The organism is Janthinobacterium sp. Bl 1, from assembly GCF_058215535.1.
Map to the genome: position 1 here is coordinate 5,114,317 of NZ_CM177086.1, position 24,253 is coordinate 5,138,569.

At 62.8% G+C, this 24,253-nt stretch carries 20 protein-coding genes; 6 read left to right on the plus strand and 14 right to left on the minus strand.

What is annotated here, in order from left to right:
• Positions 1-141 precede the first annotated feature (141 nt).
• A complete protein-coding gene (locus AC4BCN_RS23040; protein WP_490491833.1) occupies positions 142-2,544 on the plus strand; it encodes a TonB-dependent receptor plug domain-containing protein in 2,403 nt (800 codons plus the stop codon).
• A gap of 73 nt (positions 2,545-2,617) precedes the next feature.
• On the opposite strand, the gene AC4BCN_RS23045 is transcribed toward AC4BCN_RS23040, so the two are convergent.
• Positions 2,618-3,007, minus strand: a complete 390-nt coding sequence (locus tag AC4BCN_RS23045; protein WP_490491834.1) for a GNAT family N-acetyltransferase — start codon at positions 3,005-3,007, stop codon at positions 2,618-2,620.
• Between the two features lie 114 nt (positions 3,008-3,121).
• Positions 3,122-3,655: a histidine phosphatase family protein gene (locus AC4BCN_RS23050; protein ID WP_490491835.1), complete on the minus strand. Its 534-nt coding sequence runs from the start codon at positions 3,653-3,655 to the stop codon at positions 3,122-3,124.
• Positions 3,656-3,818: 163 nt separating this feature from the next.
• On the opposite strand from AC4BCN_RS23050, the gene AC4BCN_RS23055 reads away from it, so the two are divergent.
• A complete protein-coding gene (locus AC4BCN_RS23055) occupies positions 3,819-6,017 on the plus strand; it encodes an OsmC domain/YcaO domain-containing protein (protein ID WP_490491836.1) in 2,199 nt (732 codons plus the stop codon).
• A 183-nt stretch (positions 6,018-6,200) separates the two neighbouring features.
• Positions 6,201-6,800, plus strand: a complete 600-nt coding sequence (locus AC4BCN_RS23060) for a 2-hydroxychromene-2-carboxylate isomerase (RefSeq protein WP_490491837.1) — start codon at positions 6,201-6,203, stop codon at positions 6,798-6,800.
• Positions 6,801-6,802: 2 nt separating this feature from the next.
• Here AC4BCN_RS23060 and coaD read toward each other — a convergent pair whose 3' ends face one another.
• From coaD to AC4BCN_RS23085, 5 genes are all read right to left on the minus strand, one after another.
• Positions 6,803-7,951, minus strand: coding sequence for a pantetheine-phosphate adenylyltransferase (gene coaD, locus AC4BCN_RS23065; protein ID WP_490491838.1), 1,149 nt, complete (start codon positions 7,949-7,951; stop codon positions 6,803-6,805).
• A 94-nt stretch (positions 7,952-8,045) separates the two neighbouring features.
• Positions 8,046-9,380, minus strand: coding sequence for an ATP-binding protein (locus AC4BCN_RS23070; protein ID WP_034750754.1), 1,335 nt, complete (start codon positions 9,378-9,380; stop codon positions 8,046-8,048).
• A 2-nt stretch (positions 9,381-9,382) separates the two neighbouring features.
• Entirely contained in the window at positions 9,383-10,042 is a 660-nt protein-coding gene (locus AC4BCN_RS23075) for a response regulator (RefSeq protein ID WP_034750756.1), read from the minus strand.
• A gap of 31 nt (positions 10,043-10,073) precedes the next feature.
• Entirely contained in the window at positions 10,074-11,588 is a 1,515-nt protein-coding gene (locus AC4BCN_RS23080; protein ID WP_139091517.1) for a Do family serine endopeptidase, read from the minus strand.
• 274 nt (positions 11,589-11,862) lie between these two features.
• Positions 11,863-12,330, minus strand: a complete 468-nt coding sequence (locus tag AC4BCN_RS23085; protein ID WP_490491839.1) for an Hsp20 family protein — start codon at positions 12,328-12,330, stop codon at positions 11,863-11,865.
• Positions 12,331-12,551: 221 nt separating this feature from the next.
• Between AC4BCN_RS23085 and AC4BCN_RS23090 the strand changes: the two genes are divergently transcribed.
• The gene (locus AC4BCN_RS23090; RefSeq protein ID WP_034783462.1) at positions 12,552-12,902 is read left to right on the plus strand and encodes a hypothetical protein; all 351 of its coding nucleotides are present in this window, start codon (positions 12,552-12,554) and stop codon (positions 12,900-12,902) included.
• Positions 12,903-12,976: 74 nt separating this feature from the next.
• On the opposite strand, the gene AC4BCN_RS23095 is transcribed toward AC4BCN_RS23090, so the two are convergent.
• From AC4BCN_RS23095 to imuA, 4 genes are all read right to left on the minus strand, one after another.
• Entirely contained in the window at positions 12,977-13,735 is a 759-nt protein-coding gene (locus tag AC4BCN_RS23095) for an alpha/beta hydrolase family protein (RefSeq protein ID WP_490491840.1), read from the minus strand.
• Positions 13,736-13,804: 69 nt separating this feature from the next.
• A complete protein-coding gene (locus AC4BCN_RS23100) occupies positions 13,805-14,509 on the minus strand; it encodes a glutathione binding-like protein (protein ID WP_490491841.1) in 705 nt (234 codons plus the stop codon).
• Positions 14,510-14,590: 81 nt separating this feature from the next.
• A complete protein-coding gene (locus tag AC4BCN_RS23105; protein WP_490491842.1) occupies positions 14,591-16,078 on the minus strand; it encodes a Y-family DNA polymerase in 1,488 nt (495 codons plus the stop codon).
• The gene (gene imuA, locus AC4BCN_RS23110) at positions 16,008-16,718 is read right to left on the minus strand and encodes a translesion DNA synthesis-associated protein ImuA (protein ID WP_319991091.1); all 711 of its coding nucleotides are present in this window, start codon (positions 16,716-16,718) and stop codon (positions 16,008-16,010) included. Before imuA ends, AC4BCN_RS23105 begins: the two co-directional genes overlap by 71 nt.
• Before the next feature lie 206 nt (positions 16,719-16,924).
• Between imuA and AC4BCN_RS23115 the strand changes: the two genes are divergently transcribed.
• Positions 16,925-18,190 carry a putative Na+/H+ antiporter gene (locus AC4BCN_RS23115; RefSeq protein ID WP_070303483.1) on the plus strand — a complete coding sequence of 422 codons (1,266 nt, stop codon included), beginning with the start codon at positions 16,925-16,927 and terminating at the stop codon, positions 18,188-18,190.
• A 52-nt stretch (positions 18,191-18,242) separates the two neighbouring features.
• On the opposite strand, the gene AC4BCN_RS23120 is transcribed toward AC4BCN_RS23115, so the two are convergent.
• The 3 genes from AC4BCN_RS23120 to AC4BCN_RS23130 form a co-directional block, all read right to left on the minus strand.
• Complete coding sequence (locus tag AC4BCN_RS23120) at positions 18,243-20,276, minus strand: GNAT family N-acetyltransferase (protein WP_490491843.1); 2,034 nt, start codon at positions 20,274-20,276, stop codon at positions 18,243-18,245.
• Positions 20,277-20,359: 83 nt separating this feature from the next.
• A complete protein-coding gene (locus AC4BCN_RS23125) occupies positions 20,360-21,574 on the minus strand; it encodes an MFS transporter (protein WP_490491844.1) in 1,215 nt (404 codons plus the stop codon).
• Between the two features lie 308 nt (positions 21,575-21,882).
• On the minus strand, positions 21,883-23,082 hold the full coding sequence (locus tag AC4BCN_RS23130; RefSeq protein ID WP_490491845.1) for an extracellular catalytic domain type 1 short-chain-length polyhydroxyalkanoate depolymerase: 1,200 nt from the start codon (positions 23,080-23,082) through the stop codon (positions 21,883-21,885).
• 398 nt (positions 23,083-23,480) lie between these two features.
• Between AC4BCN_RS23130 and AC4BCN_RS23135 the strand changes: the two genes are divergently transcribed.
• Entirely contained in the window at positions 23,481-24,074 is a 594-nt protein-coding gene (locus AC4BCN_RS23135; protein WP_490491846.1) for a PRC-barrel domain-containing protein, read from the plus strand.
• Positions 24,075-24,253: the final 179 nt, after the last annotated feature.

Here is a 24,253-nt window from a genome sequence, read left to right on the forward strand (position 1 = left end):
GGCAAGCCGGGCAGCGGCGCAAAGCTAATCAACCAGGAAACAACAGTTACTACAAATTTGTAATAAGAAAACAAAGTATCGCTGGTGAATGATGAAATGATGGCACTAGAATCAAATCACAATACCACTTGGAGATACTGCGTGCCGACCCTCACCACCTTGCGTAAAGCAGTCCTCATCAGCCTGTACGGCAGCGCCGCCCTGGCCGCCTTCAGTCCCGCCGCCATGGCGCAGAGCAACGACCCTGCGGCCACGGAAGGTCCCGTGCAAACGGTCAGCGTGGTCGGCTCGCGCAGGGTCGCCAGTTCCTCCACCGATACGATGGTGCCGGTCGACATCATTCCGATTTCCAAGGTGGCCGAGCAAGGCGGCCAGTTCGACCTGGCGCAATCGCTGCAATACATCTCGCCCTCGTTCAATTCCACGCGCCAGACGGGCGCCGACGGGGCCGACCTGATCGATTCAGCCGCCCTGCGCGGCCTCGGTTCCGACCAGACCTTGGTGCTGGTCAACGGCAAGCGGCGCCACACGACGGCCCTCGTCAACCTGTTCGGCGCGCGCAACCGCGGCAACACGGGCACGGACATGAATGCGATTCCCTTGCTGGCGATCAAGAACGTGCAAGTGCTGCGCGACGGCGCCGCCGCCCAGTACGGCTCGGACGCCATTGCCGGCGTGATCGACATCGAACTGAAGAAAAGCCTGGGCTGCGAAGCCGTGGCCGGCTACAGCCAGTATTCGGAAGGCGACGGCAAGAATTACATGACCTCGGCCTATTGCGGCATCGCGCTGGGCGACAAGGGCACCTTGGCCATCACGGGCGAATACCTGGACCGGGGCCGCTCGAACCGCGCCGATTCCGACAGCATGCGCATCATCGGCGACACCAAATCCAAGAACAAAACGCTGTACGTGAATGGCGACTACGCCACCAGCGGCACGGGCAAGCTGTACTTCACGGCCGGCGCACAGACGCGCGACGCCTCGAGCGCCGCGTTTGGCCGGGGCGGCATCGGCAGCGACGATATTCCATCGCGCAATTCGGCCGCCATGTACCCGGACGGTTTCGTGCCTTTCATTAACGGCAAGATCGACGACCAGTACGCCACCATCGGCCACCGCAGCCAGATCGGCGAATGGCATGCGGATTTTTCACAAACCTATGGCTACAACAAGATGCGCTACGACATCAGCAATACGCTGAACGCATCGATCGCCAACCTCGACTTGATGAACGGCGGCAAGGGCGTGAGCGCCAGCAACTACGACGCGGGCGGCTTCTCGTTCCAGCAGCTGACCAGCAACGCCGACTTCAGCCGCTACTACGACACGGTGATGCGCGGCATGAACGTGGCCTTCGGCGCCGAGTACCGCAGCGAGGAATACAAGATCATGGCCGGCGAACCGGGCTCCTACAACGACGCCGACGGCGTGGGCGTGGGCGGCAATGCGGGCAGCCAGGGCTTTCCCGGCTTCCAGCCCGGCGACGCCACCAAGGCCAAGCGCCACAGCATCGCCGCGTATGGTGACGTGGAACTGGAATGGACGGAACGCCTGAAAACCCAGGCAGCCCTGCGCTATGAAAAATTCAGTGACTTCGGCTCCACCGTGACGGGCAAGCTGGCCGGCAGCTACAAGCTGGCGCCGAACGTGCTGCTGCGCGGTTCGGCCAGCACGGGTTTCCGCGCGCCATCGTTGCAGCAAGTGTATTTCTCGTCCACCTTCACCGACTTCATCGGCGGCGTGCCCACCGACGTGGTGCTGGCGCCGAACGGCGGCACCGTCGCCAACGCGGCCGGCATCCCGAAGTTGAAAGAGGAAAAATCCACCAGCTTTACCTTGGGCACCACCTGGACGCCGACGCAAGCCATCTCCGTCACAGCCGACCTGTACAACATCAAGATCAAGGACCGCATCGTGCTGTCGGGCCGCTTCAATGCCGACAACTACCCGGACCTGGCCGCGCGCCTGGCCCTGCTGGGCGTGGGCGAAGCGCAATTCTTCGTCAACTCCATCGACACGCGCACGCGCGGGCTGGACCTGACGGCTTCGCACAAGGGCGAGCTGGCCGGCAACCGCCTGAACACCTTCGTGGCCTTGAACCTGAGCAAGACGGAAGTGACGAAAGTCAAGACACCCGCCTCGCTGACGGGCTTCGAGGATGTCTTGCTGTCCGAGCGCGAACGCCTGTTCATCGAACAGGGCGGCCCGCGCGCGAAAGCCACCTTGGGCTTCGACTACATCACGGGCAAGCTCGAGTCCGACCTGCGCATCATCTATTTTGGCCCGCAAACCCTGGGCACCTTCAGCGGCACGGCCGAAGGCGTACCGAACGCCCGCTACAAGGCCAAGACCTCGGCCGACCTGAGCTTCACCTACAGCATCAGCAAGAACACCAAGCTGACCTTTGGCGGCAACAACATCTTCAACGTCAAGCCCACCACGCAAAACGCGGACGAGACGGATAACGGCTTCAAATACGACAGCGTGCAGTTCGGCCTGAACGGCGCTTCGTATTTCGGACGGCTGTGGGTGAAGTTCTGATCACCGTGTCCGCCTAAAAAAACAGCGGCTGCGCCAGCATGGGCAGCCGCTGTTTTTATGTCGGCCTCACCATTCAATGCTCATCGCCCGCATAGATCCACATGGGCTCTGTTTTCCCTGCGCGCACGAAACCCACGGATTCGTAGAACGCGATGGCCTTGCCATCCGCCGTCAGCATTTGCTGGTGAAATCCCGCATATTTTTCCAGCATGGCCGCCATCATCCTTCTGCCGACACCCTGGCCTTGCGCCATCGGATCGACGAGCATATGCGGAAAGTAGACAACCAGATGGCCATCGGAAATGGCATTGCCGATGCCAATCAATTTGCCATCGGCGCGGGCCGTCACCAGGCTGTGGGAATTGCGCAGCGCAGCCATCAGCTCTTTGGGCTTTTCCGCGGACGACCAGTGATTGGCCTTGTAGAGGGCTATCACTTCTTGCTCAGCGATCACATCATTCATGGAAATTTGCATCGGCACGGCCTTCTTTATGGATGACGCTGACCTTCGCAATGGGAAGGTCCAAGCGTTTCGATCACATCACCATCTATTGTATCGATCCACGCCCCACCAGTTTCACAACTCGTAGACGCCCATGCTCCAGTAGCGGCTGCCTTTCCTGTTGCGGGCAAGCCAACCCAATGCCTGCAACTCCTTGCCGATCAAACGATTCATGATGCCATGTCCGACCAGCAGCACAGGTCCCTTGGCGGCAAGCGCAACAAGCCGCTCGGCGGCGGCCCTGGCACGCTGCCGGGTGAACGTCAGCGAGTCCGAGCCGCGCGCATAACCGCAAAGCCAGAGCAGGCGAAAAATCACTGCCCAGGCTTGAGGCGGCAACCAGGGCGCTTTCCAGAGCGCAAAAGGAAGCTCCGCTTCAGTGAAAATCGCCTCTTGCGTGAATGGCAAGTCGCCCAGTGCCCTGGCTGTCGAGCATGCCCTGGGTGCCGTGCTGGCCACGATGGTCGACGCGGAAAGCGCTGCCACGTGGCACTCCGCAGGGATGCCACCCTCCTTGATCAGTGATTGATTGTAGAGATCAATCCACTGTCCCATTTGCAGCGGCGCTATCCAGCGCCCCTTGGCGAGTTGGGGCTCGCCGTGACGCATCAATGTTATTCGCATGTTCAGTCAGGTCGCCTCATACATTTTTCAGTCTCCTTCATTGCCCCGGCCGCTCCCGGCCAGCACGGCCGCAGTGAACAATGTTTGCCCTGCGGCAGAAAGCACGGATAATAGCGCCTAACTCATAAGCACTGTATTGGATTACCTCATGGAAATTAAAGTCAACTTTCTCGACAAGCTGCGTCTCGAAGCCAAGTTCGACGATTTTACGGTCATCGCCGACCAGCCCATCCGCTACAAGGGCGATGGCTCGGCGCCTGGCCCGTTCGATTACTTTTTGGCATCGTCGGCCCTGTGCGCGGCCTATTTCGTGAAGTTGTATTGCGATACACGCAATATTTCCACTGAGAACATCCGCCTGTCGCAAAACAATATTGTCGATCCGGAAAACCGTTACCAGCAGATTTTCAAGATCCAGGTCGAGTTGCCGGCCGATATCTCGGCCAAGGACCGCCAGGGCATCCTGCGCTCGATCGACCGTTGCACGGTGAAAAAAGTGGTGCAAACGGGCCCCGAGTTCGTGATTGAAGAAGTGGAGAACCTGGACGCCGATGCCCAGGCCTTGCTGGCCCTGAATCCGGCCCCTGGCGCGAATACCTATATCGTGGGCAAGGATTTGCCGCTGGAACAAACCATCGCCAATATGTCGGGCCTGCTGGCGGGCCTGGGCATCAAGATTGAAATCGCCTCGTGGCGCAACATCATCCCGAATGTGTGGTCGCTGCATATCCGCGATGCGCATTCGCCCATGTGTTTCACCAACGGCAAGGGAGCGACCAAGGAAAGCGCGCTGGCGTCGGCCTTGGGCGAGTACATCGAGCGACTCAGCAACAACCATTTCTACGCCGGGTCGTTCTGGGGCGAGGACATCGCCAACGCGCCCTTCGTCCACTACCCGAACGAGCGCTGGTTCAAGCCGGGCCGCAAGGATGCGCTGCCGAAGGAAATTCTCGATGAGTATTGCCTGGATATCTACAATCCCGATGGCGAGCTGCGCGGCTCGCACCTGATCGACACCAACTCCGGCAATGCCGAGCGCGGCATCTGCTCGCTGCCGTATGTGCGGCATTCCGATGGCGAGGTCGTGTATTTCCCGTCGAACCTGATCGAAAACCTGTACGTCAGCAATGGCATGAGCGCCGGCAATACTTTGGTCGAAGCACAGGTGCAATGTCTGTCGGAAATTTTTGAACGGGCCGTCAAGCGCGAAATCCTCGAAGGCGAAATCGCCCTGCCCGATGTGCCGCAGGAAGTGCTGGCGAAATACCCGGGCATCGTGGCCGGTATCGCCGGCCTGGAAGAGCAAGGCTTCCCCGTGCTGGTCAAGGATGCGTCGCTGGGCGGCGTGTACCCGGTGATGTGCGTCACCCTGATGAACCCGCGCACGGGCGGCGTGTTCGCCTCGTTCGGCGCGCACCCGAGCCTGGAAGTGGCGCTCGAGCGCAGCTTGACGGAATTGCTGCAGGGCCGCAGCTTTGAGGGCCTCAACGACTTGCCGCAACCCACGTTTGCCAGCGAAGCCGTCACCGAGCCGAACAACTTCGTCGAACACTTCATCGATTCGAGCGGCATCGTCTCGTGGCGCTTCTTCAGCGCCAAGGCCGATTACGATTTCGTCGAGTGGGATTTTTCCGGCCACGGCGAGAACTCGAATGCCGAGGAAGCGGCGACCCTGTTCGGCATCCTGGCCGGCATGGGCAAGGAAGTGTACACGGCCGTGTACGACCAGTTGGGCGCCACGGCCTGCCGCATCCTCGTGCCCGGTTATTCGGAAGTGTATCCGGTCGAAGATCTGATCTGGGACAACACCAACAAGGCGCTGCTGTTCCGCGCCGACATCCTGAACCTGCATAGCCTGGACGATGCCAGCCTGGAAGACTTGCTGGACCGCCTGGAAAACAGCGAGCTCGACGAGTACGGCGACATCGCCACCCTGATCGGTATCGAATTCGACGAAAACACGGTATGGGGCCAGCTGACGACCCTGGAATTGAAGCTGCTGATTCATCTCGCCTTGCAGCAGTTAGAAGAGGCGAAAGAGCTGGTGGAAACCTTCCTGCAGTACAACGACAACACGCTCGAGCGCAAACTGTTTTACCAGGCAATGAACGTGGTGCTGGAAGTGGAGCTCGATGACGCGCTGGAACTGGACGATTACGTCGTCAATTTCCGCCGCATGTTTGGCAACGAACGGATGGATGCAGTGCTGGGCTCCGTGGAAGGCAGCGTGCGCTTCTTCGGCCTGACCCCGACCAGCATGCAGCTGGAAGGCCTCGACAGGCACCAGCGCCTGATCGACAGCTTCAAGAAGCTGCATGCGGCGCGCGCCAAGGCGGCGGCTCGCTAAGTAGGTCGTGGGAAATTATTGTGAAGTTATGACGAACAGAACCGGAGGCTCTGCAAGGCGCCCGCTGCGACGCAGTGCAAGCACTGCTAGCAGCGGGCAACACCGCAGAGCGCCGGTTATGGAAGTCAGAAATGACAATAATTTATTACGCCCTACTTAGCATCATCACCTGGAAGCGATGCCATGGCCACACTGGAATTCTGGTTCGATTTCGGCAGCAACTATAGCTACCTGAGCGCCATGCGCATCGAAGCGCTGGCGCGTGAAAAAAAGGTGCATGTGATCTGGACACCATTCCTGCTGGGCGTCGTCTTCAAGGCGCTGGGCTGGCAGACATCGCCCTTCATCTTGCAAAAACTCAAGGGCGACTACACGTGGCGCGACATGGCGCGCCAGTGCGAAAAGTACGCGTTGCCATGGCAGCAGCCGAGTTCCTTTCCCCGCACGGCCCTCTTGCCCATGCGTGTGGCCTTGATCGGCGCGGACCAGGGCTGGATTGCGCCCTTTGCGCGCCGCATGATGACGATGAATTTTGCCGCGGACCGCGATATCGACAACATCGAGGCCGTCAGCGCAGTCTTGGAGGAACTGGGTCTCGATGCACGCGCCGTCCTGGCGCTGGCGTTGACACAAGACAACAAGCTGCGGCTGCGCCGCCAGACCGAGCAGGCACAAGCGCTGAACCTGTTCGGCGCCCCCAGCTTCATCAGCAACGGGGAATTATTCTGGGGCAATGACCGGCTCGAGGATGCGCTACTGCATGCAGCAGCCAGCCGCCGTTAAACTCAACTCCCCGCCAGCGCCGCGATCTCTTTGCGCATGTTGTCTATCGCCCGCTCATTGTACTGGTCGGCGAAATACGCATCGCCAAACAGCTGGCCCGCCTGCGCCTTGGCGCTCAGGTGCTGCAGGGCCAGGCCCCGCTGCTCGTTGAAGCGCACGGGGTCCACGTGCGCGTATTCTCTTCCGATCGCTTGCGTGTAGGCTTGATACACTTCTTCATCCTGTCCCAGGATGGCCAGGTCGGCGCTGAGCATGGCGTCCTTCAGCGCGTGGCTGATGCCGGGTCCCTGGAAGTGATCGGTGGCGCGTATCAATTGCGCCACATCCTGGTTGTCGCCCGCATCGAGGCCGCTGGCCAGCCACAGCTGGGCGCTCGCCTCTTCGCTCGAATACAGGGCATCGTCATCATGGCTGTAGACGGCGTCGTGGAACCAGAACGCCTTCTTGACCAGCGCGCTGTCGCGCTTGGGCGCAAAGGTATTGTCGGCCCACACGCGGATCTCGGACAGGCCATGCACCAGATGGTCGAGGTTGTGATAGTGGCGGTCCGCGCCGCCATACGCCTGCGGTCCCGTCAGGTGGGCGAACCAGTGGTCCGCCAGCGCGATGTCATCTTGCGAGGCGATCGCATAGTTCCACAGCGCTTCCCACTCCTTGCGCAGGCAGTCGAGTATCCACGCCTGGTAGGCGGGACCGGGGACGAATTTCTTCATGGTCCAGTTCCAGCCGACGGGTCCTTCCAGCGCCTTGACGAAGCTGGAACTGACGGAGCCGAGGTCGCGCGGCGGCATCACAAAGATCGTCTTGGCGCCCTGCAGCACGTCCACGTTCGTTTGCTGGATCAGGTTTTCATAGTCGAAATCGGCCGTTGTGCGAATGCCGCGGATCAAGTAGTCGCAGCCGTGCTTTTTCGCCGCGCGGGCCGTGTAGTCGCCCTTGACGATGACCACCTGCACATTGTCCCAGCCGCACTCGCGCGCGCTCTGTTCGATGATGCGCTTGCGGTCTTCAGCGGGAAATTGGGGACGCTTGGCGGGGTTTTGCGACAGGAACACGATCACCTCGTCGGCGAGCGAACGCGCTTCGCCGATCACCCACATATGGCCGTTGGTGATGGGGTCGAGGGTTCCTGAAAAGCCGATCTTCTGCATGCTGCGCTCCGTTTGCTTGATTGCTTATTGCGCAGACAATATATGCCAGCGGCGCGCGCGTCAATGCAACATGCCAAAGATCATGATCAAAACGCTATTTTTTCACGGCTTGCGGAAACTCCACGCGCACGCACAGGCCGCCCAGGCGCTCGGATTTATCGAGCACCAGGCGCGCGCCATGGCGCTCGGCGATGGCCTTGATGATGGCCAGGCCCAGGCCGCTGCCGTTGGCGTCCGTGCCGGGCACGCGGTAGAAGCGGCTGAAGACGCGCTCGCGCTCTTCGGGCGGAATGCCGGGGCCGCTGTCTTCCACCGATAACGTCACGCCGACGGGGCTGGCGCGCAGGTCGATGTCGACCGTACCGCCCTGCGGCGTGTACTTGATGGCGTTGTCGACCAGGTTGCGCAGCATGATGTTGAGCGCATCGGCCTGCCCCGCCACCTTGGCCGCATCCATGTGATGCAGGCCCAGGTCGATCTTGCGCGCCTGCGCGATGCCGGCCATGTCGCCCAGCGCGCGCTTGACGACGTCGTTCAAATCCACCGCCTGCAACTGGTCGCCGCTGGCGGCGCTCGCCTCCTGGCGCGCCAGCACCAGCAACTGCTCGACCAGGCGCGTGGCCCGCTCGATGCCGGCGCTCACGCGGGAGATCGCCAGGCTGCGCTTTTCCTGCGATTCGGCCCGCTCCAGGCTCAATACCTGCAGCTTCAATGCCGCCAGCGGCGTGCGCAATTCATGCGCAGCGTCGGCAACGAAATGCTGCTGCGCGTCGAACGCCGTTTTGACGCGGCCGAACAGCAGGTTCAGCTCATGCACCAGCGGGCGCACTTCGTCGGGCAAGCCCGCTTCCGAGACGGGCGACAGATCGTCCGCCTGGCGCGCCGCCACCTGTTTGCGCACGCGCGAGACGGGCGCCAGCGAACCACTGACGACCCACCAGACGACGAGCATCAATATCGGCGCCATCAGCGCAATCGGCCCCACCGTGCGCAGCGCCAGGCTGCCGGCCATGCGCTTGCGCACGGCCATGTCCTGGGCGATCTGCACGGTCTGGGAACTGGTTTGCACGGAGAAGATGCGGTAAGTCGTGCCGTTGGCCTTTACATTCGAAAAGCCCAGCACGGCGCGCTGCGGCAATTCCGCGCGCGTGATCGAACGGAACACCTGCACGCCGTCCGGCGTCCACACCTGCACCACCATGTCGTTATTGACGGGGTCGGCCGGCAAGGCTTGCGCATGGTTGGCCAGCGGCGCGCCGGAGCGCAGCGACAGGGCCATCTGCTGCATGTGATAGTCGAAAATCTGGTCGGCGTCGTACAGGGCGCTGCGGTAGGCGATCGACGCTTGCGCCAGAGCCGCCATGATGATGGCCGCCAGCAAAAACCACAGCAGGCGGCCGCGCAGCGAGTGCGTCACCGTAACCTTCATCCTCATGCCTTGGGCACCATGTAGCCGAGGCCGCGCACGTTCTGGATCAAGTCGCTGCCCAGCTTCTTGCGCAAGCCATGGATATACACTTCCACGGCATTGCTGTTGACTTCATCCTTCCAGCTGTACAGTTTTTCTTCCAGCTGCGCGCGCGACAGCACGATGCCGGGACGCGCGATCAAGGCTTCCAGCACGGCCCATTCGCGCGCCGACAGGTTGACGGGATGCCCTTCGGCGATCACTTCGCGCGTCAGCGGATTGATGGAGACGCCCTGGTGTTCGAAGACCGGTTCCGGCCGCCCCGAGGCGCGCCGCAACAGGGCGCGGATGCGCGCCAGCAGTTCGTCGAGGTCATACGGTTTCAAGACGTAATCGTCGGCGCCCGCATCGAGGCCAGCGATGCGCTGCTCGATGGCGTCGCGCGCCGTGGCCACGAGGACCGGCGTGTCGAGCTTGCGCAAGCGCATCGAGCGCAGCACGTCGAGGCCATCCTTGCGCGGCAAGCCCAGGTCCAGCAGCACCAGGTCATAGGTTTGCGTCTGCAGGGCCGTATCGGCCATATCGCCATCCTTGACCCAGTCCACCGCGTAATGCTCGGCGCGCAGCAAATCGAGCACCACTTCGCCGATCATCGTATCGTCTTCTACCAGCAATAAGCGCATGGCTTGCCTCTCTATCTCGTTACTCTTGTTTTCAGCCTAAACGCACCGGAATAAAAATCTTGTCGGGTCCGCGCTGTATCAGCAAGGCGACCGACTTGGCGGATTTTTCCACCACGTCGCGCACCTGCTCGACCGTGTTGACGGGACGGCCATTGACCGACAATAGCACGTCGCCCGGCTGCACCCCGGCGTTGGCGGCAGCACCGCCCGCGTCTTCCACCAGCAAGCCGGCGCTGATGCCCGCCTCGCGTTTTTCATCCGATTGTAACGGACGCAGGGCCAGGCCCAGCTTTACCTTGCCGGCGGCGCTGTCGCTCTTCGCCACGTCGGCCACCTTGTCGGCCGCATTGCCCAGGGTTGCCGTCAGGCTGACGATCTTGCCGTCACGCCAGACATCCATGGTGATCTTGTCGCCTGGCAAGGACGTACCTACCAGCGCCGGCAAGTCGGCCGAGCCGATGATGCGCTGGCCATTCACCTTGCGTACCACGTCGCCCGATTTCAGGCCCGCCTTGTCGGCCGGGCTGCCCCGCTCCACGTTGGCCACCAAGGCGCCTTCCGGCGTGGCCAGCTTGAACGAGTCGGCAAAGCCCTGGTTCACTTCCTGCACCGTCACGCCCAGTTTGGCGTGGCTGGCCTTGCCCGTGGCGACGATCTGGTCCTTGATGCGGCCGGCCAGGTCGATGGGGATGGCGAACGACAGGCCCTGGAAGCCGCCCGTCTGGCTGTAGATCTGCGAATTGATGCCGACCACTTCGCCGCGCGTGTTGAACAGCGGGCCGCCCGAGTTGCCGGGGTTGACGGCCACGTCCGTCTGAATGAACGGCACATTGCTGTCGTCGGGCAGGGAACGGCCCTTGGCACTGACGACGCCGGCCGTCACCGTGCTGTCGAAGCCATAAGGCGAACCGATGGCCAGCACCCACTCGCCCACTTTCAGGTCGCTCGAATGACCGAGCGGCACGACGGGCAGGTTGTTGGCGTCGATTTTCAGCACGGCGATATCGGTCTTCGGATCCGTACCGAGCACCTTGGCGCGGAATTCGCGGCGGTCGTTGAGCTTGACAGTCACTTCGCGCGCATCGCGCACCACGTGGGCATTCGTCATGATGACGCCGTCGGGGCTGACGATGAAGCCGGAACCAAGGCCATGCGTGGGCACGTCGCGGCCACCGCGCTGCCCGCCCTGCGGCCCCTGGAAGCGGCGGAAGAATTCGAAGAAGGGGTCGTTGCCGAAGTCGTCATTGCCGGCCTGGGCCGAGGGGTCGTAGGCCACCTTGGTGCTGCCCGTAACGCTGATATTGACGACGGCCGGGCTGTTGCGCGCGGCGATCTGGCTAAAGTCGGGCAAGGCCACCAGCGGCGCGGCAGCGGCGGGCGCCACGGCGGCAGCCACGGGTGCGCCTGGGGCAGCGGCAGCGGCATTCGCACCGGCATTGTTCTGATGCACCACCATGGCGCCACCGGCGCCCAGCACACCGATCGCGGCCAGCGCGGCTACGGTGCGTTTGATTTTCAGGGATGCGGTATTCGTTTGCTGTTCCATGAATTGCTCCTCATTTAATGAGATTTTGATGTCTGCAATAGTGGGCCACGAGTCTTAGGCGGTGCTTAACATTTTTCTATTTGGAAACAGGTATTTGCGCCTTTAAGCATGGCTTAATCTGGCCTGCCGCACGCACCTTGCATGGCGCTCAATGAAGGGCCCGAACGGGCTCCAGACGTGACACTGGCCGGATCAACCGGCCAGTATTTTACTGCATGGGGAGGGGATGTTCCCTCCCGCCTATCAGCGCGGGCGCCGGGTCGTCACGCTCAGCTCAGGCTGCCTGGCGCTGTTCCAGCACACTGACGGTAGCGGCGGTGCCGCTGCCGGCGCCGATCTCGATCTTACGCGGTTTCAGCGCTTCCGGCACTTCACGCACCAGGTCGATGGTCAGCATGCCGTTTTCAAACGTGGCGCCCGTGACCTTCACATGGTTGGCCAGCTGGAAACGCTGTTCGAAATCGCGGGCAGCAATGCCGCGGTGCAAGAACGTACGCTCGACGCCATCTTTCTGCTTGCGGCCCGTGACGTGCAGGGAGTCGCGTTCGGTGATGATATCGATCTCTTCGCGCGAGAAGCCGGCCAATGCCATCACGATGCGGTATTTATCTTCCGACACCAGTTCGATGTTGTATGGCGGATAGCTCGGTTGCGCATCGGCGCGTTGTTCGTTGAGCAGCTGTGCCAGGCGGTCGAAGCCAATAGCGGAACGGTAGAGAGGAGCAAGGTCAAAAGTACGCATGATAAATATCCTTTTCAAATGAAGCGATAAGAAGGGCGGACCTCACCATGAGCATCCGCCTGTTACCGATATACGGCCTCTCCAGTCCCTTTCAAGGCCTTGAAATTGGCAAAAAGCACCCCAGACATCGCTCAATTTGTAAGAAAATTTTACATGGCCCATCCCGGGGATTTTACATGGCGCCCCCTATGCGGGGCCGGCTTTTGGTGTATGCTGGCGGCATGAATAATGACACCGACATCCAGCTCAGCGGCCCCTTCAAGGCCACCGACGGCTCCGGCCGTGCCCACGACATCAAGGCCATCCGCATCTTCGACGAAGGCTACGGCATCATCGACGTCTACGTCGATTTCGCCGCTCCGCTCGAAGCGGGCGCCTACAAGGACAAGACCCTGGTCGGCCATATCCTGGCCCGCTTGCGCAGCCTCGGCTACGTGGGCCCCGACTTTGGCCATGGCGACTTGGGCCTGCAAGACAAGAAACTGATCGTTCTGGAAGCGCCCGAGGAATTCTCGGCCTTTGCCGTGAGCAAGGGCTGGAAAGATTTATCCGCCGAGTTTGACGAAGACTGATCCGTTTTCTCCCCCATCTACGCCGCGCCAGCCTCTGCTGCCGCGGCGTTTTTCATGGGCGGCAGCATCGTTACTTAGGAGAGGTAGCGTGCGCTCCACGCAGCGATCACGTTGGCGACATAGGCCGCGTCATCGCGCCCCGTCAACAGATGGTCGGCATCGTCGAGCGAAACGAAGCTTTTCGGGTGCTTGGCCGCCGTAAAGATATCCATCGCATTCGACAGGCTGACCGTCGTGTCGTTCGGCGCGTGCATCACCAGCAGGGCGCGGCGCAGGCCGGCGATGTGCTCTTTTAAGCTGTGGCTGCCCGCGTCGTCGACGAATTGCTGGCGGATGCGGAAGGGCCGCCCTTCCAGCTGCACCAGCGCTTCGCCTTCGGCGGCGATCTGCTCCAGGTGCTCGCTGAACATGCGCGTCACGTAGGCGGGCGTGCTCGGCGCGGCCAGGGTGGCGATGGCGGTCGCTTCCGGCACTTGCGACGCAGCGGCCAGCACGGCGGCACCGCCCAGGCTATGGCCGATCAGCAATTGTGGCGCGGCGTGCCTGGCCCGCAAAAAATCGGCGGCGGCGACCAGGTCGTCCACGTTCGACGAGAAATTCGTGGCGGCGAACTCGCCCTCGCTGGCGCCCAGTCCCGTGAAGTCGAAGCGCAGCACGGCGATGCCGTGTTCCGTCAAGCCTTGCGCGATGCGCCGCGCGGCCAGCACGTCCTTGCCGCAGGTAAAGCAGTGGGCGAACAGCGCGTAGGCGCGGATGGCGCCGTCGGGTGCATCGAGGCGCGCCGCCAGCACATGGCCGTGCGCGCCGGGAAAGTCTTGCCGGGTGGATTTCATTGTCTCAGGTCAAAGCTGCCGCGCAGCGCGGCCGATGGCGCATTGTAGCGCCGTCCGGCCACGGCTGTTTTAGCCACGCGATGGTATGTCGAGACCCGTGATGACGGCAGGCCGGGCCAGGAAAGCATCCAGCACGCGCTGCACGTTCGGGAAGTTGTTAAAACCGACGAAATCGCCCGCGCCGTAAAAACCCACCAGGCAGCGCACCCACGGGAAGATGGCGATGTCGGCAATCGTGTATTGGTTACCCATGATCCAGTCGCGGCCCTGCAGGCGCTGCTCGAGCACGCCCAGCAAGCGCTTGGCTTCGCCGAGATAGCGTTCGAGCGGACGCTTGTCCTCGTAATCCTTGCCGGCGAATTTGTGGAAGAAGCCCACCTGGCCGAACATGGGGCCGATGCCGCCCATCTGGAACATCAGCCACTGTATCGTTTCATAGCGCAAGCCCGCGTCCTGGGGAATGAACTTGCCCGTCTTTTCGGCCAGGTACAGCAGGATGGCGCCCGACTCGAACAGGGCCAGCGGCTTGCCATCGGGACCGTTCGGGTCGAGGATGGCGGGAATCTTGTTGTTCGGATTGAGGGACAGGAAGGCGGGCGACAGCTGGTCGTTTGTCTCGAAGCTGACCAGGTGCGGCTCATACGCCAGGCCCAGCTCTTCCAGCAGGATCGAGACCTTGATGCCGTTCGGCGTCGGCAGCGAGTACAGCTGCAGGAGCTCGGGATGAAGGGCAGGCCATTTTTGGGTGATGGGGAAGTCGGAAAGCTGTGTCATGGATATCCTTGATTTCAATGTAAGATGCGGCGCCGGGAAGCCAGTATAGCCAAGCATGGCAGTTTCAGCAGGACAGCCCATTCAGCCAAACAAGCCATGCAAAAACCAGCGCGGCGCGGCGTCTTCTCCGCTGCCGGCGATGCGCTCGCGGTAGACCCAGTAATGGGCGTGGTCGAGGCCTTCGGCGATGAAATAATCGCGCGCCTGCGACTGACCCCACCACCCCGCTTCGATGCGTTCGGCAACGGACACCATTTTCAGAGGCGAGCCATAAAACGGCCGGTGCTCGCGCATCAGCAGGGCGATGGGCTGGGCCAGCAGCCAGCCGGGACGGGGCATGCCGGGCAAGCCGGGCGGCAAGTCCGGCTGGGCGTTCCTGGCGCCGACCTTGGCCGGCAGCGGCAGCCACTGGTTGGCCGCTTCGGGACGGTAATCGGCGCGCGGCGCGGCCTGCAAGACATTGTCGCTCCCTAAGCACGCCACCAGCAATTCCAGCAGGCGCTGGCGTTCCTGCGGCGTGCCGCCCGGCTCGGGGAACAGGGTCTCGCTGGGCGGCGCCATCGCCTGCACCTGCAGCGCTTCCAGGGTCAGGCCGATCACGGGCGCCTCCAGCGCCAGCTGCGCCAGGCGCTCCTTGAGCAGGCGCACCAGGTGCTCGTCGCGCCACACGGCCTCGCCCAGCGCCAGGTCGATGACGGTGGGCGGACGCGCCACCCTGCCCCGCTCGTGCGCCAGCAGCAGCTGGATGCGCTCGACGGCAAATTGCCGCGCGCACAGCCAGCCCGTCATTTGCTGCAGCAGGCGGCGCGCACCGAACAGCAGCGCGTCAGCGTGCTCCACGCGGTCGAACAATTCCAGGCTGGCGCGGAACGTGGGCGGCGCTTCGAGCCACACGAACAGTTCCGTGCTGTGGCCATGCGCATCGTCGAGCATATCGAGCAAGGCTGCGCCGCAACGGCGCTGCAAGCCTGGCCGGGGCAAGTGGCGCAGCTGCCCCAGGATGCGGCAGCCGATGCCCTCGAACCACTCGAGGTAAGGGCGCGCGGGCGGCAGCAAGGCGCACGGCAGGCCGTCGAGGCGGCGGATCAGACTGGCCATGCCCAGCACGCGGCGCCGGCGCGTAGCGGCGCGCGCCAGCAGCCAGGCGCCGCGCGCCGTCGGGGCGCACGACAGCTGGGCCGTGTAGCCGAGCGCGCGCAAGCTGGCCGCGATGTGCCGGCACAGGGCGCGCACGCCGCCGAACAGGCGCAGGCTGGCGCCCGCATCGACGAGCAGGGTCGCTTCCTCGCCCTGCGCCACCAGCGGAGAATACTGCAGCAGCGCCAGCGCCACCGCTTGCAGGGCTTGCGCTTCCAGTTCAGGCGAGCGCTCGTGCAGGCGCGCCTGCGGCGCCAGCATCAGCGCACCGGCGCGGCGCATGCCCGGCCGGATGCCGGCCGCCAGCGCCAGCGGCGACACGGCCATCACTTGCTCCTGCTCCAGCACTACGCCCAGGCTGTCAGCCGACCAGCGCGGGCAAAACACTTCGAGCGGGAGCCGGGGCAGGCACAGGCCGATCCAGAGTCGCATGGCGTCGCAATAATGAAGGAGGTTGCAGGGGCAGGAACAGGGGCGCGTCGCGCTGCGGTCCCCGGCGCTTGATGAAGCCGATCTCGATGCCGCCGGCGGCCGGGCGCACGGACAGGCGCAACGGCGCAGGCGACGCATCCTGCGCGCCGTGCAGCGGGCGCAGCATGCAGAACAGGGTGTTGCCGCTTTGCGCGGCCAAGTGCAAACGGCGCAGGCTGTCGGCGCGCACGTGCGGCTGCCAGAACAGCAAGGCGCCGCAGGTACCGCTGCGCAAGATGTTTTCCGCCGCCCACAAGGCATCCTTGCTGCCGGCGCTTTTGAGCCACAGCAGTTGCGACGGCGCCAGCCCCTGCGCGGCCAGGGCCAGCGCCTGCGGCGGATGCGGTGGCTGCAACAGCACGATGGGCAAGCCCGGCAGCTGCGCCAGCGCGGGCGCCAGCAGCCGCAATTCGCCGCTGCCCGGCTGCTGCACCAGCAGGTCGATGAGGCTGCCGCTGGGCCAGCCGCCGCCGGGCAGCTGCGCGGACAGGGCGGCAAAGCCCGTGTCCAGGCAGCGCGTGGCGCCCTGCCCCAGCTGCGATGCGCGCCACAAGGACGGGTGCAAGGCTTCCGGCGAGGCCATCAATTGAGAATGTTGCATCATTGGATAGATAGATGAATACTGTATGCATATACAGTACTATCCAGTTCCACTTTTGGCAAGGTTTATCTGACTGCCGCTAGCGCAGGGGCCGCTCCGCCATGTCCGAAAAACCCCGTTTTTGGCATCGATTGCTGTACCATAAGCACTCTCCTTACCGGTTGGCAACGTACCAGCCGGCTTCCTCCGTCCATAAGGAAACGCATTTGACCACCATCCAAATCATCAGCGCCATCGTCTTCGGCCTTGCGCTCATCCACACCTTTGCCGCCAAGTCCTTTGAAACCTTGTCGCGGCGCCATCCCCGCCATGCGGGCTTGCTGCACTTGCTGGGCGAAGTGGAAGTCGTGTTCGGCTTCTGGGCCTTCATCCTGATTCTCATCATGGCCTTTGTCTCGGGCAGCGATGCGGCCATCGAGTATGCCGAGTCGCGCCATTACACGGAGCCACTGTTCGTCTTTGTCGTCATGGTCGTGGCCGCCTCGCGCCCCGTGCTCGATGCCGTGCAGCGCCTGTTGAAAAGCGTGGCGCGCGTGATGCCGCTGCGCACGGAACTGGGCCTCGTCTGGCTGGGCCTGGCGCTCGTGCCCCTGACGGGCTCCCTGATTACGGAACCGGCCGCCATGACCCTGGCCGCGCTGATGCTGGCACCGCAAATCTTCCGCCCGGGCATCCCTGAATGGCTGAAATACGGCGCGCTGGGCGTGCTCTTCGTCAACGTTTCCATCGGTGGCACCCTGACCTCGTACGCGGCGCCGCCCGTGCTGATGGTGGCCACCACGTGGAACTGGGACAGCGCCTACATGGCCAGCCACTTCGGCTGGAAGGCCGCCATTGCCGTGCTCGTCAACGCCACGGGCGTGAGCATATTGCTGCGCAAATACCTGCACAGCAACACTTCCGACATCAAGCCGAAGGCCGGCGATGTGGAAGCGCCAAAAGTACCGCTGGCCGTCAGCCTCGTGCACATGATCGTGCTGGCCGGCGTGGTGACCCTGGCGCACCATCCCGTGCTGTTCATCGGCCTGTTCCTGTTCTTCCTCGGCTTCGTGCAGGCGTACGAGCGCTATCAAAGCCCGCTGATCCTCAAGGAAGGCTTGCTGGTCGGCTTCTTCCTGGGCGGCCTGGTGGTACTGGGCGGCATGCAGCAATGGTGGCTGCAACCCATCGTCTCGAGTCTGAAGCCGCTGGCCCTGTTCTTCGGCGCCCTGGGCTTGACGGCCATTACCGACAATGCGGCCCTCACTTACCTCGGTTCGCTGATCGTCGGCATGACGGATGAAGCGAAATACATGCTGATGGCCGGCGCCGTGGCCGGTGGCGGCCTGACCGTCATCGCCAATGCGCCGAACCCGGCCGGCGTGGCCCTGCTGCGCCGCGGCTTCAAGGATGAATCGATCGGCGCCGTCGGCCTGCTGGCCGGCGCCCTGCTGCCGACGGCCGTGGCGGCCTTGGCCTTCCTCGCTTTGTAACGCTACTCACGGGGCGGCTGCCGGCCGCCCCCGCTTCCCTCAATTTCCCTCCTCAGTTACCCTCATACACGAGGAAATGCAGCCGGTCATAGAACAGGCTGTAGGCATAATCGAACGTGCCTACGCTGCGAAAACCCTTGTGCAGATACACTTGCAGCGCTTCGCTCTTTTCCCACACCGTCAGGGTGATGCGCGCGCAGCCCTTGCGGCTGGCCAGGTCGCGGATTTCATGGAACATCTGCCTGAATAAACCCTGGCCCCGGTATTTCTCGTCGATGGCCAGGCTGCTGACGAAACAGTCGTCGGCACGCGCATGCGCGAGCACGAAGGCATCATACGCATCGTCGAGCGCCTTCATGTCGTCGCGGTAATAGGAGACGGCGCCGCAGGCCTGGAACTCGTCCATCGTCGCGGCCGTGAAAAAGCCGATGAAACGCTCATCCTCGTCATGCAGGCCGTGGATGTGCGCCAGATACGGGTCGATGTTCTGCCGCCGCTGTAATTCGACGAATTGCAGATTCAATTTATTGCCGAACGAGCAGTATTCGAGGTAGCTGGTGGCAAACAGCAGCTTCGCCATGCGGTTCTTCGTCTCGTCATCCAGCAGTTCGCCCGGCACCAGCGTGAGCGGCGCATGCGACAGCAGGTCCGCCTGCGCCTCGTCACCTGGCGGGGCCACATCGCTGACGGCCGGCATGCGGCTGCCGTGGCGGCCGACGGTCGGGCGCCAGAAAGCACCGGCGGCAATATGCTGCGAACGGTGGGCCAGCAGGTAGCGGCAAAAGACGGTATTCACGCGGTCGAGCTGCGGGTCGTCCGACAGCACCGAGTAATAGTGAAAATGGTCGATGTCGGCCCGCAGCTGGGCCGCATAGGCCATACGCGGCACTTCCTCGATATCGAACACGTCGACGATGTCGGGCAGGATCAAAGGATCGTCAAGCTGCCAGCCGATCTCGTCGAGCCGCGCCACGCAACGCGCATACGCGCGCCGTTCCTCGTCGCTCAAGGGAATGTGCATGTCGGTAATGATATCGTCCAGCAAGCGCATGCCGCGGATGCCGCCCACCACCGCTTCCCGCGCGCCGTCATACAGCACGCAATAGCGCTGGTAGAACTCGGCATGGCTGAGCACGGTCACGCCCAGGTTTTTCTTCCATTCCGCATAGAACTGGCCAAACAGCCGCGCCTCGAATTGCGGGCAGGAACGGGGGACCTGCGCGTCGATGCCCGCATAGGCGAGGTTCACATTGCGCTGGATCACGCGCAGCGCGGCATCGTTCTTCTTGGCGATCAGCATGCCCGTTTCATCGAGAAACAGATTCATCCAGCTGACATGCCGGCGCTCTTCGCCGTCACCATCCTTGCGCTGGAAATAATCGGGCACTTCCGGCTTCATCAGGAAAATCGTCGCCGGATTATGCGGGATCGTATCGACATCCATATACAGGCCGCCGTATTCGCACATGATGAGGATGCGGAAATAATCGGACAAAGTGGCGAAGTAGCGCTGGGTATGTAGGGTGTCGAGGGTGTCGAAGCGGGCCGGCGCGAAATCGAGCGCCAGCGCACGCAGCGAGTTGATGTGCAGGGTCGTGCCGCCGATGGCGTAGCGGCCTATCGTGTAGCGCCCGGCGCCGCCCGTGGGGCTGAAGCGCTCGTCATTGCGCAGCTGCTGCGCATCCCATACCCACAGGATGGAGACGTATGGCGCGCCGTCGTTGCGCCGCACCTCTTCCAGCGCCGCGCCCCACTGCCCGATCGCTTCGGCTGCGATGGCAGGCAACGGTCCGCCCATCCAGATGCGGTGCAGATAGCGCTCGTCGTCGCCGAGCGCGCGCGTGGGGATGCAGCTGAGCGAGGAGCAGCTTGCCGCGTTGAAATGGTTGAAGTTCAGGGCGACGAAGCTGCGCAGGGCCGCGATGCCCGCCTGGTGTTCCACGGCCAGTTGCTCCAGGTCGCTGCCGGCCGGCCGGACATCGGCCAGGGTGATGTAATCGAGTTTCAGCCGGTTGATGCGGAACTCGTATTCGAGGTTGAAAATCTTTGCTTGATCGTGTTTCGAGGCCAGGTCATCTATTTTCATGGGCGCACCATTTTCCGCAGGAGAGTGTCAAGAAACTTCGCAGGAGGTAAAACAAGGTCGAGAACAGGCGCATCGTTGCGCCATCAGTGCCGGGCCAGCCGCACCCCGCTTTCCCGGCGCCCCGCCATGCCCCGCGTAAACAGCAGCAGGCAGGCCGTGATGGCCACGATGACGGGAATATTGAGCAGCGCATACGTTTCCAGCGCATAACCGAAGCGCTGGCACAGCACGTTGTACAGCTGCAGCCAGGCGGACAGATAAATGCAGTACAGCAAGCTCATGGCGGCCGTCGTCAAGGTCATCGCCTCCTTGCTGGCCGTGATCGCGCTGCGGATCAGCGCGCCGTTGAACAGGCCGAAACCGATGGAATAGACAAACATGCAGGCGGCAAACACGTCGACGTGATCGCGGCCCGCGCCGGCGCCCAGCATGCCGGCGGCCGCGATCAGCCCGCCCATGCGCAGCAGGGAGACGAGGGGGAAATCCTGGCGCAGGCGCTGGATGGCGATGCTGCTGAGGACAAAGCCCGACAAGATCACGCATTGCAGGGCGATATACGTGGCGTAGGACGCGCCCATTTCCTGCAGCACGAAGATGGGCGAAAAGCCGATCCAGGCCGTCAGCGGCACGGTGGCCAGCCCGGCCGTGAACATGCCGAACATGAAGCGCCCGTTGCTGAAAATGGCGGCATAGCTGCGCACGATCGCGGCCAGGTCCGGGCGCGTGACCTTGGGCGCCGTGCGCGGCATGGTCTTGCACAGGCCCAGCAAGGACAGCAGCGCCAGCAGCGCCGAGAGGAAAAAGACGTAGCGCCAGTCCAGCCGGCTGATGATGGCGCTGCCGAGGATGGGGCCGGCCAGGGGCGCGAGGATGGTGGTGCTCGACAGAATGCTGCTCAGCTTGACGGCCGCCATGTCGTCGAACAGTTCATGGATCATGGCATAGCCGATGAAGATGAAGCAGCAGCCCATGCCCTGGATGAAACGCACGGCAAGAAATTGCTCGATCGAGGCGGTCAATGGCACGGCCAAGGTGGCCAGCAGGAACAAGGTATTGCCGGTCAACACCAGCTTGCGCTTGCCGATGGTGTCGGCCAAGGGCCCGAGGAAAATCTGCAGCGAGCTGCCGCCCAGCAGATACAGGCTCAGGGACAGGGGGACGAACTTTTTTTCCGCATGGAACTCCTCGACGATGCCCAGCATCGCCGGCATGATCATGTCGTTCGACAGATAGATGTTGAGCTCAAAGACAAGGAAAAACGCAAAAAACCACAGCAACTGCTTCGACTTGATGGACATGGCGCGTTCCGTAACGTGGGTGGCTGCCGTCAGTGCGTATCAGCCGTCGGGGCATGGGACGGCGGACACGGTTTCACACTGAAAACGTGTACCAATTGTATACCAGTTCGTATTTTTAGCGCCTGTTTTTGTGATTTTTAAATACCGCAGCAATACCACTTGAATGAAATCCATGGTATTGCGGTATTTAGAATTCAGGCTGAAAAGGGCGCGGCCAGCGTGCCGGCGCGCTGGCCGCGGCTCTGCGGGGAAAGGGAGGACGATGCGTACCAGTGCCAGCGCACCGTTGCGGCGCGCGGCACGCCCGCTTATCGGCGGCGGTGGCTGGCGAAGAAATCGAGCAGCATCTTGCTGGCGTCGGGCTTGGCCTTGTCGTTGAACGGCAGGCTGGCGTCGCCGCCGCTCCACGCATGCTCGAGGTGCTCGACCTGTGCCACGCGCAGCAGCACATCCTTGCCCACCTGATAATCGTGCAGCGCATACGCATGGGCCGGATTGCGCCCGCCCGCCGCGCCGCCAGGCAGGCGCTGCACCGTCACCACGGTATCGAACGGCAAGCGGTTGACGCGCACGCTCTGGCGCACCAGCTGCGTCTGGTTAATGGACCGCACCACCTTGTCGGCCAGCCCTTGCAGCAGGATGGTGGGCAGGCGGGGAAACGCGGGCTGGCGCGCCAGTACTTCATCGATGGCCGCGTCGGCGCGGGCTGCAGCGCCATGCTGCATCACGCCCAGCGCGCCGATCAGGTTATGCCCGGCGCCAAAGACGGGCCCGGAATGCAGCCCCAGCGCCGCGAACAGATGGGGATGGTTCAGGGCCACGATATGCGCCATGCCGGCGCCGGCGGAAATGCCGCAGATATAGATGCGCGCGCGGTCGATCGCATAGCGGGCCGCCACCTGCTCGATGGCGCCGACGACCAGGCGCACGTCGCCGCCGCCCTCCTGCGTCAGCTTGTCATACCACTTCCAGCAGCGGCGCGCATGCGAGCGCAACGATTGCTGCGGATACAGCACGGCGTAGCCCTTGCGCTCGGCCAGGCGGTTCATGCGCGTGCCTTCGGCAAACTGCGTGGCGCTCTGTTCGCAGCCGTGCAGCATCACCAGCAGCGGCCGGCCCCGGCTGCGCATGGCGACGCTCGGCGCCTTCTCGGGCAAATACAGGAAATACGGCAGGCGCCGGCCGGGCATCTGCCCCAGTTCCGGCAGCGGCGCATAGTGGGCGGCCAGCCACTTGCCCGGCGGTGGCGCCGTTCGCTTGCGCACGCGCGGTGGCGACAGGGGCGTGGCAAAGGGCGCCAGCGAGGGTACGGCGTCGCTGGCGGGCCTGACGCGCGGCGTCGCCTTGGTCTTGACCATGGTCTTGACCACGGGCTTGCTGCGGGGTTTGGCCTTGGGCTTGGCTGGCACGGGGCCGAACAGCACCTTGGCCAGCTTGGTCGCCGTGCGCTGCTGCGCCTTACCGGCGCGCAATAACCCGCGCAGCCATTTGGTGGCGGGCTTTACCATGGCACGCGGCGTGCGTGTCGTTGTGGAGCGTACCGCAAGTTCATCCCACTGCATCGTTGCGTCATCAGCATGTGCGGCCTCCTCCTTGGAACGCATAGAGTACCGCAATTGGCTGACAGCACCGTACGTTTGCACACCGATAAAGTGCCGCTAAGGCACCATGAGGAAATCAAAGGCAAYTTATGACGAACAGAACCGGATGCTATGCAAGGCGCTCGCTGCGACGCAGTGCGAGCACTGCTAGCAGTGAGCAACGCCGCATGGCGACAGCACCGTACGTTTGCACACACGATAATTAAGTGGCCGTTACTTGGCACCATTGAGGCAGATCAAACGCCACATAGTACGTATGCTTAATCTGGATGTTCGATCAGCACTTCACACTAGGAGAGAATACCATGAGCTATCTGGACCGCGACATCCTGGGCATGTACCGTAACCACGACGGCCCGGGGCCGGCCCTGATGGGGGCCGATACCCTGATCGGGGACGATGTCTACAATCACGAAGACGAGGAGCTGGGCGACATCAAGGAAATCATGCTCGACATGCGAACGGGCCAGATCGCCTACGCCGTGCTGTCCTTCGGCGGCGTCTTGGGCATGGGCGACAAGCTGTTTGCCGTGCCCTGGGAACGCCTGACCCTGGACACCGTCAACAAGCGCTTCCTGCTGAACGTCGACAAAGACTTGCTGAAAAACGCTCCCGGCTTCGACAAGAACAACTGGCCCGACATGGGCAGCGAAGCCTGGAACCAGCAGATGGAAGCGTTCTATGGCAGCAGCACGCGCTACGGCAGCATGGCAGGCCACATGCCATCCGGCAGCGACCTGCGCAGCGGCGCCAGCCTGCAATCGGGCAGCGAAGGCAGCCTGACCGGCAGCTCCATGAGCGGCAGCCGCGCCGGCACGGGCAGCGGCCAGGGCGACCTCGGCGATCTGGGCTCGCGCTCCTCGCTCAGCGATGATGATGATCTCAACAAGCGCACTTGAGCCGGGTAGGTCGGGTAGGATGGATTAGAGGAGCATGTTGCTGCCCATCGTTAGCGTCAAGGCGCCTCTAGAAACCGTAGCGAGCAAGTTCAATATCGCGTTGAGTAGCGCAACCGTACTCTAGTACGGTGAGCAACGCCGACGCGATAGTGAGCTGCGCAGTAGGTTTATAGAGGCGC

Excerpts from the sequence above, each read along its gene's own strand:
- AC4BCN_RS23045 (WP_490491834.1), bottom strand. The coding sequence starts at position 3,007 with ATGAATGATGTGATCGCTGAGCAAGAAGTGATAGCCCTCTACAAGGCC.
- AC4BCN_RS23050 (WP_490491835.1), bottom strand. The coding sequence starts at position 3,655 with ATGCGTCACGGCGAGCCCCAACTCGCCAAGGGGCGCTGGATAGCGCCG.
- AC4BCN_RS23055 (WP_490491836.1), top strand. The coding sequence starts at position 3,819 with ATGGAAATTAAAGTCAACTTTCTCGACAAGCTGCGTCTCGAAGCCAAG.
- AC4BCN_RS23060 (WP_490491837.1), top strand. The coding sequence starts at position 6,201 with ATGGCCACACTGGAATTCTGGTTCGATTTCGGCAGCAACTATAGCTAC.
- coaD (WP_490491838.1), bottom strand. The coding sequence starts at position 7,951 with ATGCAGAAGATCGGCTTTTCAGGAACCCTCGACCCCATCACCAACGGC.
- AC4BCN_RS23070 (WP_034750754.1), bottom strand. The coding sequence starts at position 9,380 with ATGAAGGTTACGGTGACGCACTCGCTGCGCGGCCGCCTGCTGTGGTTT.
- AC4BCN_RS23075 (WP_034750756.1), bottom strand. The coding sequence starts at position 10,042 with ATGCGCTTATTGCTGGTAGAAGACGATACGATGATCGGCGAAGTGGTG.
- AC4BCN_RS23080 (WP_139091517.1), bottom strand. The coding sequence starts at position 11,588 with ATGGAACAGCAAACGAATACCGCATCCCTGAAAATCAAACGCACCGTA.
- AC4BCN_RS23085 (WP_490491839.1), bottom strand. The coding sequence starts at position 12,330 with ATGCGTACTTTTGACCTTGCTCCTCTCTACCGTTCCGCTATTGGCTTC.
- AC4BCN_RS23090 (WP_034783462.1), top strand. The coding sequence starts at position 12,552 with ATGAATAATGACACCGACATCCAGCTCAGCGGCCCCTTCAAGGCCACC.
- AC4BCN_RS23095 (WP_490491840.1), bottom strand. The coding sequence starts at position 13,735 with ATGAAATCCACCCGGCAAGACTTTCCCGGCGCGCACGGCCATGTGCTG.
- AC4BCN_RS23100 (WP_490491841.1), bottom strand. The coding sequence starts at position 14,509 with ATGACACAGCTTTCCGACTTCCCCATCACCCAAAAATGGCCTGCCCTT.
- AC4BCN_RS23105 (WP_490491842.1), bottom strand. The coding sequence starts at position 16,078 with ATGCGACTCTGGATCGGCCTGTGCCTGCCCCGGCTCCCGCTCGAAGTG.
- imuA (WP_319991091.1), bottom strand. The coding sequence starts at position 16,718 with ATGCAACATTCTCAATTGATGGCCTCGCCGGAAGCCTTGCACCCGTCC.
- AC4BCN_RS23120 (WP_490491843.1), bottom strand. The coding sequence starts at position 20,276 with ATGAAAATAGATGACCTGGCCTCGAAACACGATCAAGCAAAGATTTTC.
- AC4BCN_RS23125 (WP_490491844.1), bottom strand. The coding sequence starts at position 21,574 with ATGTCCATCAAGTCGAAGCAGTTGCTGTGGTTTTTTGCGTTTTTCCTT.
- AC4BCN_RS23130 (WP_490491845.1), bottom strand. The coding sequence starts at position 23,082 with ATGGTAAAGCCCGCCACCAAATGGCTGCGCGGGTTATTGCGCGCCGGT.
- AC4BCN_RS23135 (WP_490491846.1), top strand. The coding sequence starts at position 23,481 with ATGAGCTATCTGGACCGCGACATCCTGGGCATGTACCGTAACCACGAC.